Here is a 13,903-nt window from a genome sequence, read left to right on the forward strand (position 1 = left end):
CGGATACCTAGGTTTTTCCCGGTTGCGGCAACTACGCATTGCCATGGCATAAGCCCTGGCCCTATAGTTGCCGAATGGCCCGGTTTTTCCTCCGCTTTCTGCTGATCGCGCTCTGCTGCCTGCCCCCGACGCTCCGGGCCGGCACCATTGCGCTCGTGCAAAGCGAGGACAACCCGGCCTACCGCGAATTCTCGCTGACGCTCGGCAAAGCCTTGCGCGGCACCAACTGGCGCGTCATCCAGATCGTCAATGCCGGCGAGCAACGGCCCGACCCCAGCGCCGACCTGATCGTCACCGCCGGCAGCGAAGCCTTGCGCGAAACCCTGCAGTACCGTCCCGCCCAAGCCCTGCTGGCGACCCTGCTGCCCCGGGCCGCTTACGAGGAAGCCCTGCAACGGGCCGCCCACCGCCCGCGCACGGTATCGGCCATTCATCTCGACCAGCCCTTCCCGCGGCAAGCTGCCTTCCTGCGCCTGCTGCTACCCGGACGCAACAACATCGGCCTGCTGGTCACCCAGCAGACACGCAGCCAGACGGGCAACTTGCGGCAGGCATTGAGCCAGCGCAACCTGCGCCTGGACTACGAGAACGTGGAGCAGAACGAAATGCTGCTGCCGGCGCTCGAAGCCCTGCTGCCGCGGGTTGACGCGCTGCTCGCCCTGCCCGACAGCCAGCTGTTTCGGCGCGAGAACATCAAACCCCTGCTGATCACTGCCTATCGTCACCAGAAACCGCTGGTTGCCTTTTCGGCCGCTTTCGTCAAATCGGGTGCCCTGGCTGCACTCTATGCAACCCCGGAGCAGATCGGCCGTCAAACGGCGGCCCAGATCCTGCTCAACGGGACCCGTCTGGCGTCCCCCAGCGGGCCGGAAGAATTCACGATCAGCATCAACTACAGCGTCGCCGATGCGCTCGGGCTGCGCATCCAGGACGAAACCGCCCTGTATCGCGCCCTGGCTGACGATGGAGAAGGAAAATGAATCGCCTGACACTGCGCCAGCGCCTGTTGCTGCTCACGCTGCTGCCCAGCGCCCTGATCGCGCTGATGCTGGTCATCTATTTCACGATGAGCGGCATCGGCACCCTGGAAACCGAGTTGCGGGCCAAGGCCCTGGCAACGGTACGCGCCCTGGCGCCGATCAGCGAATACGGCATCATCGCCGGCCAGACCGATACGCTGCATGGTCTGGTACAGGCCACCGTGCAGGAACCCGGCGTCAAGGCCGCGATGATCGTCAACACGCGCGGCCGAACGCTGGCCGTTTCCGGCCGCGTGTCGCTGTCCGCCGAACACATGCGCGAGAATCTGGCCAGCCCGGCACTGGTCGTCGAAACCGACGGCTGGATGGCCTACGGCGCCCCCGTCATGCGCTCCCAGAACGAAATCGATCCCTTGTTCGATATCGGCATCCAGCGCACCGAGGAACAGGAATCGGTCGGACGGGTTTTCGTCGAATTCGACAAGGAGGAACTGCTACAGCGCCAGAAGCAGTTGCTGGTCCGCGGCGGCATCGTGGTACTGGTCGGTCTGGCCCTGATGGCGCTGCTCGCCGTCGCGCTGGCCGACAGCCTGGCGCTCCCGCTGCAACGCCTGGCGACGGCAGTGCGCCAGATGTCGGCCGGTCATTTCGACACGCGGGTCCACGCCGGATCGAGCGGCGAACTGCGCGTACTCGAAGACGGTTTCAATGAAATGGCGGAACACATCGAGGAGGTGCATCGGTCGATGCAGTCACGGATCGAGGAAGCGACCGCCCAACTGGTCTTCCAGGCCCGGCACGATGCGCTGACCGGCCTGATCAACCGCCGCGAATTCGAATTCCGCCTGGAGCGTGCCCTGGAAAACCTGCATGCAGGCGGCGAGGAATTCTGCGTGCTGTTCATCGATCTCGACCGTTTCAAACCGGTGAACGACGCTTGCGGCCACCTCGCCGGCGACGAACTGCTGCGCCAGATCGCCCTGCTGTTCCAGGGACGTCTGCGCACCGAAGACACGCTGGGACGCCTCGGCGGCGACGAATTCGGCGTCATCCTGCAGAACTGCGCCGTCGAACGTGCCCAACAAGTTGCCAGCGATTTGTGTGCGCTGGCGGCCGAATACCGTTTCGTCTGGCAGGACAAGATTTTTGCGATCGGCGCCAGCATCGGGCTGACCCCGGTTTCCCGCTACGTACGCGACATCCAGAGCATCCTCGGGGTCAGCGACAGCGCCTGCCAACAAGCCAAGGAAGGCGGCCGCAACCAGGTCTGCGAACTGCGCCCGGAAGTGCCGGCAGAACGTCGACGCGAGCGCGGCAGTTGGACGGGCCGCCTGGCCAGTGCGCTGAACGACGGGCGATTGCTGGTCGAAGCCTTGCCGCTGCGCGCCCTCCAGGCCAAGCAGCCGGAACGCCATTTTGCCGAACTGAGTGCCCGGCTCAACGAACCGGGCCAGCCGCCGATCGCCCTCAGTGCCCTGATCGACGCCGCCGAGCGCTACGACATGGCCGAGGCTTTCGACCGGCATTTCCTGGAAACCGCTTTTGCGGCGCTACGTCGGGCCACCCAACAGCAGCGCCAAATGACCTGCCTGATTCCCTTGTCCCGCAATGCAGTGCATGGCAGGACCGCCGACTTCATCGCCAGCCGCCTCGCCCAGGAAACGCTGCCTGGCGACGGGCTGTGGCTGATGTTCCCGGAAGAACTGGGCACCCACCAGGCCAGTCAGTTGATCGAGTTCTCGCGCAAGGTCAGACAGCTGGGTTGCCAGATCGGCCTGAGCGACTTCGGCGGCGGACTTTCGTCCTTCAACCAGTTGCGCAACATCGAACCGCATTTCGTCAAACTGAGCCAGAGCCTGACCCGCGATCTTGCCGACAGCAGGACGTCGACCGCACTACTGCGCGCCATCCTGGAAATCACCGCCGAGCAGGATATCTGCTCGATTGCCGAAGATGTGGACGAGCCTGCGCAACTGCTGGCCCTGCAACAGATCGGCATCGGTTATGCACTGGGCCAGGCCGTCGCCCCGCGCGAACCCTTCGACGCCTGGCTGGAAGGCGCCGTGATGCGCGGCAAGGCCTGAAACTCGGCGATCTCAGATATCGAAGCGCAGGGCCAGCCAGGTACGGCGCTCGACCACGCGGTCATGCGGCTGACCGTAAGCCTTGTACTCGGCGTGATCCCCGTTGATCGATTGCGATACGCAGGACAATTCTCCCCGCTGTCCGCCCGGCAATCTGAAAGGGTAAGCAAGACGCACGTCGTAACGGTGATAAGCGCGGCTGGCGGTATTGATTGACCATTTCGACGCAGTCTGCCAGTAACCGGCAAGCGAGAACTCCAGGTTGAATGGCAGTTTCTGCATCAGGAACAGCGACGTCGAGCGCTTGGGCGCAGCCTGCATCGCCAGATCATGCACCCCCTGGTAAACAGGATAGAGATCCTGACGATCGTTCCACAGCGAACTCACCCTGTTGGCCAGCGCTTCCTCGGTATATTGCGCCTGCGTGTTGATGAAGGTCTGATTGAAGATCAGTCGCGTCGCCTGCCAGGGCTGCCATTTGAACTGATACTCCAGTCCTTTCATTTCAATGTTCTGAACCGGATACATGCCGTTCGGGACCAGGTTGCTTTGATCGTCCCGATCAATTTCCAGCAGTCGGCCACTGATCTTTTCGTGAAACACCCGAACATCAAGGCTCATGCGCAAATCCCGCCAGTCGCCAAGATAACCGAGCTCAAGCGTGTCCATGCGCTCTGACGGCATGTTCGGATTGCCGGCGAACTGGTACTTCGCCCCATCCCACCACTCACCGCGATAATCGATGATGCTGCCGGTCCGGTAGGCACGCGACGCGCCGAAGCGCACGGTATTGCGTTCGTTCAGATGGTAGGCAGCACTGAGTCTGGGAGACAGGTTGCTGCCAGCCAGGGAGTCGTACTCGCCCGCCAGACCGAAATTGAAGGTCGTATAAGCCAGGGGTTTCCATTCGAGATTGACGAAGCTGCGACTGATGTTCCGCCCCACCCACCCCTGTCCGGCCAGAATAGTCTCCCCTTTGGCCTGGTCCCGGCGCCAGCTTCCCCCCCAGGCAAGACGACTGAACTGCGTCAGGGAAAAAACGTGCTGGAACTCGACCTCATGACGCTGACCTGTCGTTCCCCAAGGGTTGTAGCGATAGGTCATGCCATCCTTGGTCTTGTCGAAGCCTTCGTCACCTTCGTCCTGCGTGTAGGCATAACGCAGGCTGAATTCTCCGCCGCCACTCAAGGAACGTAGCCAGCGAAACTGGGCATACATGGAAGTCTGCTCGAAGGCCCGTACGGGATTGTTCGGGTTCGATATCCACTGGCCAGCAGTGAAGCTCAACCGCCCACGCTGGTTGCTTGCATCGACCCGGCCTAGACTGATCTGCAGCGAGTCGATATTGCTCAGCGCCAGATCGCCCCGGAAATCAACCAGCTGTTTGCCGTAGGAATCCACCCAGTCCCAGTGATTGCTGAGACCATCGTCATTCTGGTGCTGGTAAGTCAGCCTGAAATCGCCGGCCTCGCCGAGTCGACCGCCGACCCGCAGGCTGTGGTCGCGGACATTCTGATTGCCGTGACGAACGCCGACCGAAACCCCGCGGGTCAGCGACGGGTCCGTGGTCACGATGTTGACCACCCCCAGGAAGGCATTGGAACCATAGGAAACGGCATTCGTGCCGCGCACCACCTCGATCCGTTCGATGTCTTCCAGCGCAACCGGTATCAGCGCCCAATTGACGCCGCCGCGAAATGCCGGCGAATACATCGAGCGCCCGTCAACCAGCACCTGCAGGCGCGGCGAGAATTCTTCGTCGGTCAGGCCGTGGTAGACCACCCGCCCGGTTTCCGTGGTGTTCGGATAGGTCTGGAAGCCGGGCACCAGACGCAGGATGTCGTTGAGATCGCGAATCGGCATCGCACGCAGCGTTTCGCGATCAATCACGGTTACCGACGTCGGCGCATCGGCCAGACGCTGCGGGAGACGGCTGACCGTCGCCACCACCGGCAATTCGTTGAAGAAGATGTCCTCGTCCGCCGCCTGCGCCCCCTGGCTCAGTACGACAGCACCCAACAGGCTGGGGAAGATGGGGAGACGGCGCTGCATGCTTTCCTTGTCGGTGATCAACCGGTCTCGAGCAGTTTGCCGGGCATTGCCAGGGCCAGTTTCCAGGCGCCGGCAAAGCATTCGGACTGCTGGCCGATTATCGCATCATGACGTTCGGTTGCAACTAGGCAAAGTGCCAGTCCGGCCTGCTCCACCGCAGTCACGCCGCCCAGGTCGATTTCGTCGACGCCGACCCGGGTCAACGCATACATGAAGTCGTTGCACAGCGCCCCGTTCAGCCCGCCGGCAATACGCATGACCTTGCGCCCGGCCAGTTCGTGCACCGACAGCACGGATGCCCGCCCAGCGGCCAGCGCATCGGCAATCGCGTCCTCGATCAGCACCTGATTGATCAGGCCAGCTTGAAAGCGCGTTCCGTAAAGGTCGCCGACCCGGCTAACCACGGTGACCGGCATGTCGATCAGGGGCGCGCCGAACAGCGAAAACTCGCAACCGACACTGCGGCCGATCTCGAGTTTCAATTCCGTACGCAGCATCATGCCGGACATCGACAGATTCTCGATCCAGGCCTTGCCGCCCGCCCCCGAATAACCGATCTTGGCTTCCGGCGGCGTGCCGAACCGGATCCGCTGATGCTTTCGCTGTTCCTGCATGGACTGTACCCAGAGCTTTGTTTTACGGTGTTCCGGGATAGTACCAAAGCGGCGAGTCCCCCGTCGCTGCGCAATTGACTTTCGACATGCCGCCGGGTATCGTCGTCAGCCTGTCGCACGAAGCGGCGGCGCCGATTTGAACTCAGATTGCGGGCGCCTACCAAATACAGCTAAAACGGGGACCACCCAGTTCGCGTTTCGGCCAACTGGGTTTTTTGTTTCTGGGAGCACCATGTCCGGCTCGTCCGTCGGCGTCGTCGAAGCACAACGCATACACTTCAGCGAACCGCTGCATCTGCGCAGCGGCGGCGTGTTGCCGGCCTATGATCTGGCCGTCGAAACCTACGGCACGCTGAATGCTGCCAAATCCAACGCGATCCTGGTCTGCCACGCACTGTCCGGCCATCACCATGTCGCCGGCCATTACGCCGACCAGCCGGAAAACCTGGGCTGGTGGGACAACATCATTGGTCCCGGTCGACCGCTCGATACCGATCGATTCTTCATTGTCGGCTTGAACAATCCCGGCGGCTGCCACGGTTCCACCGGCCCGTCGTCGATCAACCCGGCAACCGGCAAACCCTGGGGCGCCGATTTCCCGATCGTTGCGGTCAGCGACTGGGTGGAAGCCCAGGCCAGGCTGGCCGATCATTTCGGCATCGATGCCTGGGCGGCGGTCGTCGGCGGCAGCCTGGGCGGCATGCAGGCGCTGCGCTGGGCGATTTCCCATCCGCAACGCATCCGTAACGCCCTGATCATCGCCTCGGCCCCCAAGCTGACCGCGCAGAACATCGCCTTCAACGATGTTGCCCGCCAGGCCATCCTGACCGATCCGGATTTTCATGGTGGCCATTACTACGAACACGGCACGCGGCCAGTGCGCGGTCTGAGGCTGGCCCGCATGCTCGGCCACATCACCTATCTGTCGGACGACCAGATGGGCGAGAAATTCGGCCGCGAACTGCGCCACGGCTCCTTCGCCTTCGATTACGACGTCGAGTTCGAGGTCGAGTCCTACCTGCGCTACCAAGGCGACAAGTTTGCCGGCCATTTCGATGCCAACACCTACCTGCTGATGACCAAGGCGCTGGATTACTTCGACCCGGCACGCCTGGACGACGGTGATCTGGTGCGAACGATGGCACGCAGCAGCCCGCAAACAAACTTCTTCGTTGCTTCGTTCACCACCGACTGGCGCTTCTCGCCCGCCCGTTCGCGGGAAATCGTCGCCGCCTTGCTGGCCAACGGCCGCCGGGTCTCGTACGCCGAAATCGACCTGAATTTCGGCCACGATTCCTTCCTGATGGCCGACCCGCATTACCACGGCCTGGTCGACGCATTTCTGGGGAACATCCGCCTATGACCAATGCTCAGGGACGTCCCGATTTCGCCGTCATCGCCGGCTGGGTGGCGCCCGGCCATCGCGTGCTCGATCTGGGCTGCGGTGACGGCAGCCTGCTGCGCCAACTGATCGACGCACGCAACGTGCAGGGTTGGGGGGTCGAAATTGAACCGGCCAACGTGCTGGCCGCGATGCGCAACGGCATCAACGTGATCCAGAGCAACCTCGAAGACGGCCTGCGCGATTTTGCCGACGACGCCTTCGACCACGTCGTGCTGTCGCGCACGCTGCAAACCGTGCGCCATACCGAAGGTATCCTCAACGAAATGCTGCGGGTCGGGCGCGAAGCCGTCGTTTCCTTCCCGAATTTCGCTTACTGGAAAAACCTGCGTTCGGTGCTCGACGGTCGCATGCCGGTCTCCGAAGACCTGCCTTACCAGTGGTACGACTCGCCGAACGTTCGCTTCTTCACGCTGCTTGATTTCGAGGCGCTGTGCGCGCAGATGGGTCTGACCGTGGTCGAACGACGAGTGCTCGACGAAGCCGGCGAGAGCATTGCGGTCGACGCTGCCCACGACCTGAATTTCCTCGGCAGCCTCGCCGTCTACCGTCTGACCCGCGCCCGCTGATGCCCGCCTGGCTCGCTGCTCTGTGGAACCGGCGGATGCTGATCTGCATCTTCACCGGCTTCGCATCCGGACTGCCGCTGTACCTGCTGCTCAACCTGGTTCCCGCCTGGTTGAAGACCGAAGGCCTGTCGCTGCGCGCAATCGGCGCCTTTGCGCTGATCCAGTTTCCCTACACCTGGAAATTCCTCTGGGCGCCGCTGCTCGACCGCTACGGCATCCTGCCCTGGCTGGGCCGTCGACGCAGCTGGATGCTCGTCTCGCAGATCGGCCTGCTGGCGAGCATCGCCTGGCTCGGCCGGCTCTCGCCGGCCGAGGATTTGTCGCTGATCGTCGGGTTGACCGCACTGCTGGCCTTCCTTTCGGCAACCCAGGACATCGCGCTCGACGCCTTCCGGCGCGAGGTGCTGCCCGACGAGGAACTCGGCCTGGGCAACGCGATCCACGTGAATGCCTACCGCATCGCCGGCCTGGTCCCCGGTTCGTTGTCGCTGATCCTTGCCGATCATCTGCCCTGGGATCAGGTCTTCCTGATCACCGCGGCCTTCATGCTGCCCGGCCTGCTGATGACGCTGTCGGTCCGCGAACCGGCAGTCGCCGCCGGTTCGCCGCGCACCCTGCGCGACGCTGTGGTCGAACCCTTCCGTGAATTCTTCGGCCGGCACGGCGTGCAGTCTGCGCTGCTGGTACTGGCCTTCCTGTTCCTTTACAAGCTGGGCGATTCGCTGTGCACCGCGCTGGCCACACCGTTCTATCTGGACATGGGGTACAGCAAGACGGAGATCGGCATCATCGCCAAGAATGCCGGCCTCTGGCCGGCGGTGATCGGGGGCATTCTCGGCGGTATCTGGATGCTCCGGCTGGGCATCAACCGGGCGCTCTGGCTGTTCGGTGTGGTTCAGGTGATCAGTATCCTCGGCTTCGTCTGGATGGCCTGGATCGGACCGGCCGAATCGAGCCCGGCACGGCTCGCCACACTGGCCATCGTGATCGGCGGCGAAGCCATCGGTGTCGGCCTGGGAACCACCGCTTTCGTCGCCTTCATGGCACGGAGCACGCATCCCGCCTACACGGCAACGCAGATGGCGCTGTTTACCAGCTTGATGGCGGTACCGCGCACGGTGATCAACGCTTCGGCCGGCTGGCTGGTCGAGACACTGGGCTGGCTTGACTTCTTCTGGCTATGTTTTGGCCTAGCCTTGCCAGGCATGGTGCTTCTGCTCAAGGTCGCGCCCTGGCATGAAGAACCGCCGGCGATCAGTCGCGGCGACTGAGACGGCGGCGGTCAAGCCACCAGGCGTAGGCCGGCAGCAGGAAAACCGAACCGGGCAACATCAAGGCAATCAGGTAAGGCGACAGATTCGCCATGCGCCGCATGTGCAGCAGCAGTTCGGTCCGTTCGGCCGCCGTCCATTGCCCGCCGTTGCGCACTTTCATCAGCAATGGCATCGCCCCGCGCATGGCCATCAGTTCGGCCAGCACGCGCTGCGTTTCGCGACGCTGCGACATCAGCATCTGCCGCCACCAGACCGGCAGGGCCGCACCAAGCTCGTCTCCCCGGTCCATGGTTCAGCCCAGCCGCGCCTTGATGGCCTGCCAGCCACGCCACAGGAAAAAACTCCGCCGGAACCAGCGCAGGGCGCGCTTCGGCCGGGCGACGAAACTCGCGGCGACTGCCGCGCCGACCGCCAGCGGATGCCGTTTCAACCAATCGACACCGCGCAGGGCCGCGTCGCCGTAAGCCAGTACCGACTCCAGCGAAGCCGCATGCCGGGCGAAGTCCGCCCGCTGCTGACCGACGCGGACCAGCAAGGCGCCGCGACGTTCGGCGAGACGCAGGTGTTTTTCGTTCATTCCTGCGGTCGACCGCGCAATTGCGCAATATCTTCGTCGAGTTCGGACAGGCTGCTGCGGAACAGCCGGCTCGGCTTGCGAGCCTGGGCCCGCAACGAAGCGACCAGCAACAGCGCAGTGCCGATGAAGACGGCCGCGAACAGGCCGAAAACCAGCACCCGCTGCTCCCAGAAGGCCAGCGCGATGCTGAAGACCGCCATGATCAGGCCGATGGCGAACAGGAACGCGGCGCCGATCGCCTTGCTCCACATCGAGATCAGCCGGAGTTTCTCCTCCTCGATCTCGAGCACCAGCAGTTCGGCGCGCGTCCGCCCGATGCTGAGCAACGTGGCGAACAGGTTCCGGAGACCGGCGAACAGGCCTTCGCGGCCCGTCTCGCCGGTAGTGTTCCCGGTCATCCGGTCAGCGACGGCCGATCAGCACGCCCAGGGCCAGGCCCAGCACGGCGGCAACGCCAACGGCCTTCCACGGCTCATCGTGCACGAAATCGTCGGTGGCACGGGCAGCCGCCTTGGTCTTGTCGATGACGGCATGTTCCAGATCGATCACGCGTTCCTTGGCATCGCGCAGACGGACGCCCAGACGCTCACGCAATTCGCCAACCTTCTCGCCGGCCAGGCCGGTCGTCGCGCGCAGCAGTTCTTCGGTATCGGCGATGACGACCTTCAGGTCGGAGACCAGCTTATCCTTGCTGGCAGCAGTCATTTGTTCGGACATTTGGAAACCTCTTTGTTGAACGGGGTTGTGCGGAAGGGACAGGTTAGCCCGTCCGGCGGCTTAAATCAAATCGCATCGGCGGAAAGCGGGAAGTCATAATCGACGATCAACGGCGCATGGTCGGAAAATCGCTCGTCCTTGTAAACGCAAGCCTGCCGGGCCGTGGCCGCGATTCCCGGGGTGGCGATCTGGTAGTCGATGCGCCAGCCGACATTTTTCGCCCAGGCCTGACCGCGATTGCTCCACCAGGTGTAGCAGGCATCGGTTGCCTCCGGATGCAGGCGGCGATAGACGTCGACCCAGCCCAGTTCGTCGAAGACCTTGCTCAGCCAGGCCCGCTCCTCGGGCAGAAACCCGGAATTCTTCTGGTTCGACTTCCAGTTTTTCAGATCGATTTCCCGATGGGCGATGTTCCAGTCGCCGCAGATCACGATTTCCCGGCCTTCCGCATGCAAGGCCTGCATTTGCGGGAAAAACAGCTCAAGAAAGCGGAACTTTGCTTCCTGACGCTCCGGCGACGAAGAACCGGAAGGCAAATAAAGCGAAATCACCGAAAGATTGCCGAAATCGGCGCGAAGGTAGCGCCCCTCGGCGTCGAATTCTGCGCCATCGAAGCCTTCGATGACCCGCTGGGGCGGCGTCCGGCACCACAGTCCGACACCGCTATAGCCTTTTTTCTCGGCGCAGTGGTAATGAGCGTGCATGCCGTCCGGCTGCAGCATCTCCGCCGACAGGTCGGGCAACTGCGCCTTCAATTCCTGCAGACAGAAGACATCGCCTTGTTGGGCAGCAGCCCAGGACAGGACATTTTTGTTCCAGGCAGAACGGATGCCGTTGAGGTTCAGCGAGATGATGCGTAACATTGTCTTCATCTGTCGGCCGTGACTGCGCCGTTTGTGGAGTTTTATGGATTTTCGTCAGGATTTCATCGAATTCGCCCTCGACTGCAAGGTGCTTCGCTTTGGCGAATTCAAGACCAAGGCAGGGCGGATGTCGCCCTACTTCTTCAACGCCGGATTGTTCAACGACGGCGCCTCGCTCGGTCGACTCGCCGGATTCTACGCCAAAGCGGCAGCCGCCAGCAGCCTCCCCTTCGACATGCTGTTCGGTCCGGCCTACAAGGGCATTCCGCTGGTTGCCGCGATCGCCGTATCGCTGGCGGCCCAGGGCACGAACTATCCTTTCGCGTTCAACCGCAAGGAAGCCAAGGATCATGGCGAAGGCGGGATGATCGTCGGTGCGCCGCTGACCGGCCGCGTCCTGATTGTCGACGACGTGATTTCCGCCGGCACCTCGGTACGCGAATCGGTCGAATTGATTCGCGCCGCCGGCGCCACGCCGGCCGGCGTCCTGATCGCGCTCGACCGCCAGGAACGAGGTCAGGGCGAGTTGTCGGCCGTACAGGAAGTACAGCGCGACTATGGCATTCCGGTCATCGCTGTCGCCAGCCTCGGCGACCTTATGGCCTATTTGCAGAACAACCCGAGCTTCGCCGAATATCGGACCGCTGTGGCAGCCTACCGGGAACGTTACGGCATCGATGCCTAAGAAACTTCTGCTCCTTCTCTCACTGACCGTCACCTCGCCGCTCTGGGCAGGGGAGGGACTGTTCTGCTGCGACGCCCCCGGACAGGGTCGCCTGTGCGGTGACTCGCTACCGCCGCAATGTCGCGGGCTGGCCCATCGCATCTATGATCGGGCCGGCAACCTGGTCAAGACCGTCGGTCCGCAACAGACCCCCGAGCAGAAAGCCGCTGCCGCGGAAGAGGCGCGCAAACGCAAGCAGATGGAAGACGCACAACGCGAGCAGCGCCGCTTTGACCAGGCCTTGCTCGACACCTACGCAACGCCGGACGACATCGATCTGACGCAGCAGAAGGCGGAAGACGACATCAATTTCTCGATCCGGGCAGCCCAGGCCAAGTTGAGCGACGCGCAGGGACGGCACCGCAAGCTGGCCAACGAAGCCGAGTTCTACAAGCGCAAGCCGATGCCCGGCGACCTCGACCGCGACCTGCGCGCCACGGCACACGAAATCCAGTTGCAGAGCGAACTGATCGAGATGAAGAAAAAGGATCTGGCGCAAATCCGAGCCAAGTACGACGCGGACCGCAAGCGCTACTACGAACTGACCGGCAGGCGCAGCCTGCGCGGCCAGTTGCCACCGGCACGCTGATCAACCGGCCAGTTTCTTCTTCAGCAGTTCGTTGACCTGCTGCGGGTTAGCCTTGCCCTTGGCCGCCTTCATCACCTGACCGACCAGCGCGTTGAACGCCTTTTCCTTGCCGGCGCGGTACTCAGCGACGTTCGCCGCATTGGCGGCGAGGACCTCGTCCACCAGCGACTCGATGGCGCCGCTGTCAGTGATCTGCTTCAGCCCCTGTTTCTCGATGATCTCGTCGGCCGTCGCACCGTCACCGCTCCACAAGGCCTCGAAGACTTTCTTGGCGATGTTGTTGGAGATGGTGTTGTCGACGATGCGTAGCACCAGTCCGCCGAGTTGCTGCGGCGACACCGGCGACTGGGCGATGTCCAGACCGTCCTTGTTCAGGCGGGCGGCAAGATCGACCATGACCCAGTTGGCGCAGGGCTTGGCGGCAAGCTGTCCGGCAACCGCTACGGTCGACTCGTAAAAATCGGCAATTTCCTGGCTGGCGGTCAGCGTCGTCGCATCGTAGGCCGACAGGCCGAGCTGCTCGACGAAGCGCTGGCGCTTCTGTGCCGGCAGTTCCGGCAATTCACCACGCACGCGCTCGACCCAGTCGGCGGAAATGACCAGCGGCAGCAGATCGGGATCGGGGAAATAGCGGTAGTCGTGCGCATCTTCCTTGCTACGCATCATCCGCGTCTCGCCGGTATCCGGATCGAAGAGCACGGTCGCCTGCTGGATGGTGCGGCCTTCCTCGATCTCGTTGATCTGCCACTGCACTTCGAAATCGATGGCTTCCTTGAGGAAACGGAAGGAGTTGAGGTTCTTGATCTCGCGCCGGGTGCCGAAGGGCGCGCCGGGGCGACGCACGGAGACGTTGGCATCGCAGCGGAAGGAGCCTTCCTGCATGTTGCCGTCGCAGATGCCGATCCAGCGCACCAGCGCATGTAGTGCACGGGCGTAGGCCACCGCCTCGTCGGAGGAGCGCATGTCCGGCTCGGTGACGATTTCCAGCAGCGGCGTGCCGGCCCGGTTGAGGTCGATGCCCGACTTGCCCTGGAAGTCTTCGTGCAGCGACTTGCCGGCATCTTCTTCCAGATGGGCACGGGTCAGGTTGACGGTCTTTTCGTAAGCCTTGTCGCCGCTGCCGACCTGTACGGTGATCGCACCGCCCTGCACGACCGGCAGCTCGAACTGGCTGATCTGGTAGCCCTTGGGCAAGTCGGGGTAGAAGTAGTTCTTGCGCGCGAAAATGGATTTCGGCGCAACCTGGGCGCCAATCGCCAGGCCGAAGCGGATGGCGCACTCGACGGCCTTCCTGTTCAACACCGGCAAAACGCCGGGCAGGGCCAGGTCGACCGCGCAAGCCTGCGTGTTGGGCTCGGCACCGAAGGCGATCGAGGCGCCGGAAAAGATTTTCGACACGGTCGCCAGCTGTGCGTGCGTTTCGATGCCGATGACAACTTCCCACTGATTCATGGTTTC

Annotated in this window: 15 protein-coding genes; 7 read left to right on the plus strand and 8 right to left on the minus strand. The window is 62.9% G+C overall.

What is annotated here, in order from left to right; genetic code table 11:
- Positions 1 to 74 precede the first annotated feature (74 nt).
- Together L0962_RS01115 and L0962_RS01120 are read left to right on the plus strand one after the other, a co-directional pair.
- Complete coding sequence (locus L0962_RS01115; RefSeq protein WP_234082577.1) at positions 75 to 980, plus strand: ABC transporter substrate-binding protein; 906 nt, start codon at positions 75 to 77, stop codon at positions 978 to 980.
- Positions 977 to 3,064 carry a diguanylate cyclase gene (locus L0962_RS01120; protein WP_234082580.1) on the plus strand — a complete coding sequence of 696 codons (2,088 nt, stop codon included), beginning with the start codon at positions 977 to 979 and terminating at the stop codon, positions 3,062 to 3,064. Before L0962_RS01115 ends, L0962_RS01120 begins: the two co-directional genes overlap by 4 nt.
- A gap of 12 nt (positions 3,065 to 3,076) precedes the next feature.
- On the opposite strand, the gene L0962_RS01125 is transcribed toward L0962_RS01120, so the two are convergent.
- Complete coding sequence (locus L0962_RS01125; protein ID WP_234082584.1) at positions 3,077 to 5,116, minus strand: TonB-dependent siderophore receptor; 2,040 nt, start codon at positions 5,114 to 5,116, stop codon at positions 3,077 to 3,079.
- A gap of 17 nt (positions 5,117 to 5,133) precedes the next feature.
- Positions 5,134 to 5,730, minus strand: a complete 597-nt coding sequence (locus L0962_RS01130) for a PilZ domain-containing protein (protein WP_234082587.1) — start codon at positions 5,728 to 5,730, stop codon at positions 5,134 to 5,136.
- A gap of 232 nt (positions 5,731 to 5,962) precedes the next feature.
- On the opposite strand from L0962_RS01130, the gene L0962_RS01135 reads away from it, so the two are divergent.
- The 3 genes from L0962_RS01135 to L0962_RS01145 are packed head-to-tail and all read left to right on the plus strand — an operon-like array spanning position 5,963 to position 8,972.
- Positions 5,963 to 7,093 carry a homoserine O-acetyltransferase gene (locus tag L0962_RS01135; protein WP_234082591.1) on the plus strand — a complete coding sequence of 377 codons (1,131 nt, stop codon included), beginning with the start codon at positions 5,963 to 5,965 and terminating at the stop codon, positions 7,091 to 7,093.
- Positions 7,090 to 7,701 carry a methionine biosynthesis protein MetW gene (metW, locus tag L0962_RS01140; RefSeq protein WP_234082594.1) on the plus strand — a complete coding sequence of 204 codons (612 nt, stop codon included), beginning with the start codon at positions 7,090 to 7,092 and terminating at the stop codon, positions 7,699 to 7,701. The genes L0962_RS01135 and metW overlap by 4 nt, the downstream gene beginning before the upstream one ends.
- Positions 7,701 to 8,972 carry an AmpG family muropeptide MFS transporter gene (locus L0962_RS01145; RefSeq protein ID WP_234082598.1) on the plus strand — a complete coding sequence of 424 codons (1,272 nt, stop codon included), beginning with the start codon at positions 7,701 to 7,703 and terminating at the stop codon, positions 8,970 to 8,972. Before metW ends, L0962_RS01145 begins: the two co-directional genes overlap by 1 nt.
- Here L0962_RS01145 and L0962_RS01150 read toward each other — a convergent pair.
- From L0962_RS01150 to L0962_RS01170, 5 genes are all read right to left on the minus strand, one after another.
- Positions 8,956 to 9,264: a hypothetical protein gene (locus L0962_RS01150; protein ID WP_234082601.1), complete on the minus strand. Its 309-nt coding sequence runs from the start codon at positions 9,262 to 9,264 to the stop codon at positions 8,956 to 8,958. The two genes, L0962_RS01145 and L0962_RS01150, sit on opposite strands and share 17 nt — an antisense overlap.
- A 3-nt stretch (positions 9,265 to 9,267) precedes the next feature.
- Complete coding sequence (locus tag L0962_RS01155; RefSeq protein ID WP_234082604.1) at positions 9,268 to 9,552, minus strand: YqjK-like family protein; 285 nt, start codon at positions 9,550 to 9,552, stop codon at positions 9,268 to 9,270.
- Positions 9,549 to 9,950 carry a phage holin family protein gene (locus L0962_RS01160; RefSeq protein ID WP_234082608.1) on the minus strand — a complete coding sequence of 134 codons (402 nt, stop codon included), beginning with the start codon at positions 9,948 to 9,950 and terminating at the stop codon, positions 9,549 to 9,551. The genes L0962_RS01155 and L0962_RS01160 overlap by 4 nt, the downstream gene beginning before the upstream one ends.
- A 4-nt stretch (positions 9,951 to 9,954) precedes the next feature.
- Positions 9,955 to 10,269 carry a YqjD family protein gene (locus L0962_RS01165; protein ID WP_234082622.1) on the minus strand — a complete coding sequence of 105 codons (315 nt, stop codon included), beginning with the start codon at positions 10,267 to 10,269 and terminating at the stop codon, positions 9,955 to 9,957.
- A 65-nt stretch (positions 10,270 to 10,334) separates the two neighbouring features.
- Positions 10,335 to 11,132: an exodeoxyribonuclease III gene (locus tag L0962_RS01170; protein ID WP_234085026.1), complete on the minus strand. Its 798-nt coding sequence runs from the start codon at positions 11,130 to 11,132 to the stop codon at positions 10,335 to 10,337.
- 43 nt (positions 11,133 to 11,175) lie between these two features.
- Between L0962_RS01170 and pyrE the strand changes: the two genes are divergently transcribed.
- Positions 11,176 to 11,817 (plus strand): orotate phosphoribosyltransferase, encoded by a 642-nt coding sequence (pyrE, locus tag L0962_RS01175; RefSeq protein ID WP_234082626.1) that lies wholly within the window; start codon positions 11,176 to 11,178, stop codon positions 11,815 to 11,817.
- Positions 11,810 to 12,445, plus strand: coding sequence for a hypothetical protein (locus L0962_RS01180; RefSeq protein WP_234082630.1), 636 nt, complete (start codon positions 11,810 to 11,812; stop codon positions 12,443 to 12,445). Before pyrE ends, L0962_RS01180 begins: the two co-directional genes overlap by 8 nt.
- Here the strand turns inward: L0962_RS01180 and gatB are convergent, their stop codons facing one another.
- Positions 12,446 to 13,897, minus strand: coding sequence for an Asp-tRNA(Asn)/Glu-tRNA(Gln) amidotransferase subunit GatB (gatB, locus tag L0962_RS01185; protein WP_234082632.1), 1,452 nt, complete (start codon positions 13,895 to 13,897; stop codon positions 12,446 to 12,448).
- Positions 13,898 to 13,903 lie beyond the last annotated feature (6 nt).

The sequence above is a fragment of the Azonexus sp. R2A61 genome, assembly GCF_021401135.1.
GTDB lineage: Bacteria > Pseudomonadota > Gammaproteobacteria > Burkholderiales > Rhodocyclaceae > Azonexus.